This is a genomic window from Streptomyces atratus (assembly GCF_014648655.1).
Taxonomy (GTDB): Bacteria; Actinomycetota; Actinomycetes; order Streptomycetales; family Streptomycetaceae; genus Streptomyces; species Streptomyces atratus.
In genome coordinates this window covers 1-2,736 of the sequence record NZ_BMRN01000143.1, presented here as the reverse complement: position 1 = coordinate 2,736, position 2,736 = coordinate 1, and the positions used below count along the sequence as shown (strand labels likewise).

At 65.1% G+C, this 2,736-nt stretch carries 2 protein-coding genes; both read left to right on the top strand.

The genetic code is table 11. The features are described from left to right. On the top strand, positions 1-1,413 hold a 1,413-nt coding region (locus IEZ15_RS43635), incomplete at its 5' end, for a laminin G domain-containing protein (RefSeq protein ID WP_189282474.1). A 159-nt stretch (positions 1,414-1,572) separates the two neighbouring features. After that, positions 1,573-2,730 carry a hypothetical protein gene (locus IEZ15_RS43630; protein WP_189282473.1) on the top strand — a complete coding sequence of 386 codons (1,158 nt, stop codon included), beginning with the start codon at positions 1,573-1,575 and terminating at the stop codon, positions 2,728-2,730. Positions 2,731-2,736: the final 6 nt, after the last annotated feature.

The following is a 2,736-nucleotide window of genomic DNA, read 5'->3' as shown; positions in this document are numbered from 1 at the left end:
ACTCCCGCCTCGGCCAGATCAGCCCGATCGCCTACGAACAACGATCAACTACGCTGGCCACCGCCGCATGACAACCGGTGTCCACGATCAAGGGGAAAGCCCCACACCACAGATCCGGCAAAGCAGGTTGGCTACGCGGCCACCGCCACCGCCGCGGTGAACACGAAGGACTCGTTCACGGTCTCGGCATGGGTGCAGTTGTCAAACCCGTCGGCGACCCGGGTGGTGCTGACTGAGCCCGGCACGAACGGCAGCGCGTTCGCTCTGTACTACTCCTCCAGCGGCAAGCAGTGGATCTTCAACCGTACGGACAGGGATCAGGCGGTTCACACCTTTGTCCGCTCCGTTGCCGACCAGGTGAACCCGCCGCTGAACGTATGGACACACCTGACTGGCGTCTTCGATACCAAGGGCGACGCAGACAAGAGCAACGACACGATCCAGCTGTTCGTGAACGGACGCCCGCAGGGACAACCCGTTGTGCTGATCAAGAGCGCACCGGCCTACGAGCCCTGGACCGCCAACGAAGGCTTGCAGATGGGACGTTCAAAGGTCAGCGGCAAGTACGGCGAGAACTTCTTCGGTCTCCTGGACGAGGTAGCCGTGTGGCAGCGCCCCCTCACCGGCGACGAGATCGCCAAGGAGGCACAGGCCGCTGTGGACGACGTGCCGACCAATGAGCTCGTGGCCCAGTGGGATGCCGCTGGTGCCACGGCCACGGTGATACCCGAGACCACGGCCTACCCCGTGGCATCGATGAAGCTGGCGGGAGGTGCCGCTCCGAACGCAGACCAGAGTGCGGTGGTGCTCAACGGAACCACCGGCTACGCCTCCATGACCGGCCCGGTGGTCGACGAGAGCGGGTCCTTCACGGTCTCGGCATCGGTGGAGGTGGATTCCGAGGCACTGGCGGCAAAGCCGGTGGGCTACACCGGACAGGTGGCCGGCCAGCGCACGGGCAACGAATCAGCCTGGGCGCTGTGGATCACCAAGCCCGCAGCCGGCACGTATCAGTGGAAGTTCACCCGGACCGCCCTCGGCCCCGACGGCAAAGTCACCCAGAGCGCAGAGGTTCCGGGCGGGGACCTCGCCGAAACCGACACGTGGGTCCAGGTGACCGGAGTCTTCGACGCCCAGGAAGCCTGGGACGACACCTCCGATCCGTCCAAGACAGTCCCCCGCTACGGAAAGCTGCACCTGTACGTCGGTGACTTTGATCAGCCGTCCGACGCGAGTTCAGGCTTCACGTCGGCGCAGCCGGGTAGCGGCGAACTGGCCATGGGCCGTGGCGCCAAGGGCGGGACCACCGGCAACTACCTGGCCGGCAGCCTTGAGGGCTTGCGGATCTGGACGGGTGCTATGACGGCGAATCAGGTCAGCTTCCAAGTGCAGCCCGGATCGGGCACAGGCTGACCGGCGAGTCAGGTGGCGGCACCGGTCGAGCCGCCACCTGACCGCCTGTTGCACAGGCTTTCAGATTCATTGCGACGCCCACCAAACGTCCCCTCGGTAATGGCCGCGGGGCAAGAACGCCGGCCGCCCGAGGTGGCCCATGCGGGGAGCGGAAACCAGATGAACGGGTTCGGATCAGCTATGCGTGCGCGCAGAAGCGGACCAGGCGGCGCAGCCTGGACACGGCGGATCGCAACGCTTGCCGGCTTTACTCTCATACCGGGACTGCTGTCGCCGGTAGCGTTCGCTGCGCATGCTGATCCTCTGGGCAAGCCGCAGGTCAAGCTGCACCCGGACAAGGTGTCGCCGTTCACCGCGAAGGTGAACAAGGAGACCGCGGCGGTGGTGAAAAAATCTGCTGCCGAAGGCCGAGTTGCCGTCGCGCGGGCCAAGAAGGACCGCGAGAAGGTCGTCACCTGGCCGACAGCCGGGCAAGCGGCAATGACCCTTCCGGCATCGGGGCCGGCGAAGGCATTAGCCGGTGCGCTCCCGCTCACTCTGAACCGTCCCCACCAGGCCAAGGGGAAGAAGCAACCCAAGGCGGCCGACTCGGTCAAGGTCAAAGTCCTTGACCAGAAACAGGCAGCGAAACTGGGCGTCAAGGGCATTGTCCTGTCCGTAACTGGCCCTGCCACCGGTGGCAGCGTCCAACTCGGTATCGATTACAACAAGTTCGCCTCCGCCTACGGAGGAGACTGGGCCGGTCGACTACAGGCCTTGCGCCTCCCGGACTGTGCACTGAACAGTCCGGAAAAGGCCGCCTGCCGTACCCGTGTGCCCCTTGAATTCACCAACCACCGCAAACGCAACCGCATCGACACACAGCTGACCTTCGGCGCGGAACCCACTGCCGAGCCTGAGGCCAAGGCCGAAGGACGCACGCTGGTCGTGGCGCTGGCGGCGGGCACCAAGTCAGGCGGCGGCGACTACAAGGCGACCCCGCTGGCTGCTTCCTCGACCTGGGAGGCAGGAGGCTCCTCCGGTGCGTTCACCTGGTCGTATCCCTTGCGCACGCCGCCCGCGGCGGCGGGGCCGGCGCCGGATCTGTCGATCTCCTACGACTCCGGTGCGGTGGACGGCCAGACCGCGAACACCAATAACCAGGGCACCGCGATCGGTACCGGTTTCGATATCACCTCGTCGTATATCGAGCGCAAGTACGGCGTGTGTGACGACGACAGTCGGGCGTTTCCCCTTGATCGTGGACACCCTGATCATTGGATCGTGAAGATCCATAGGACAGGAGTTCCCGTTGGGGACATCGAAGTACTCGCCTGAGTTCCG

Bases quoted from the DNA above. Each gene is read 5' to 3' on its own strand.
- IEZ15_RS43630 (WP_189282473.1), top strand. From the start codon at position 1,573: ATGAACGGGTTCGGATCAGCTATGCGTGCGCGCAGAAGCGGACCAGGC.